The following is a 524-nucleotide window of genomic DNA, read 5'->3' as shown; positions in this document are numbered from 1 at the left end:
GTTACCAGATATTTTAGTTCCTCATAAACATTATGATGCCGCCTCTATCGAGGCAGTTGTTCATCCACAAAATAAGATCAAAGATCGCTTACCAGTCGGAGCGGAATCTTCTACGTTAAGCCGTTGGATCCGCTGGTTTTCTTTATGGTTAACCGACGCCATTCGCTGTCTTCGAGCCATTATGCTTCGCTACTTTATGCAGGTACCGAATCCATCATCCCCAAGGGATTCGTCCGTACTTCATTTGATTGGGGAATTTGTAGGTATTGAAGATGGTTGGCTGACACGTCTTGTCCGTCCCATCGTCAATACCCATTCTTGGTTACAGACCCGTTTTGCGTACCTGTCCTCCTTGAACAGATCATAAAGTAAGAAAGAAATCATTTTTCTTACAAGGGAGGACTACGTGATGAGTCAACGCGAATCACAAGAAGAAGTTGCCGCAGCACGAATGGAGATAATTGCACCTTTAGTTGCCAAAGGAATAGACTCAGGGCAAGCTAAGTATCTCCGGGACAAAATTT

Annotated in this window: 1 protein-coding gene; it reads left to right on the top strand. The window is 44.3% G+C overall.

All coding sequences use genetic code 11. The features are described 5' to 3' along the window. Positions 1–367, top strand: a 367-nt coding sequence (locus tag K8O68_RS21715) for a DUF6431 domain-containing protein (protein WP_230897757.1), incomplete at its 5' end; no start/stop codon positions are given. Positions 368–524 lie beyond the last annotated feature (157 nt).

The sequence above is a fragment of the Salipaludibacillus sp. CUR1 genome (assembly GCF_021028955.1).
Lineage (GTDB): Bacteria > Bacillota > Bacilli > Bacillales > Salisediminibacteriaceae > Salipaludibacillus.
Note: the sequence above shows the minus strand (reverse complement) of the source record. Positions and strands in the feature narration are given on the sequence as shown.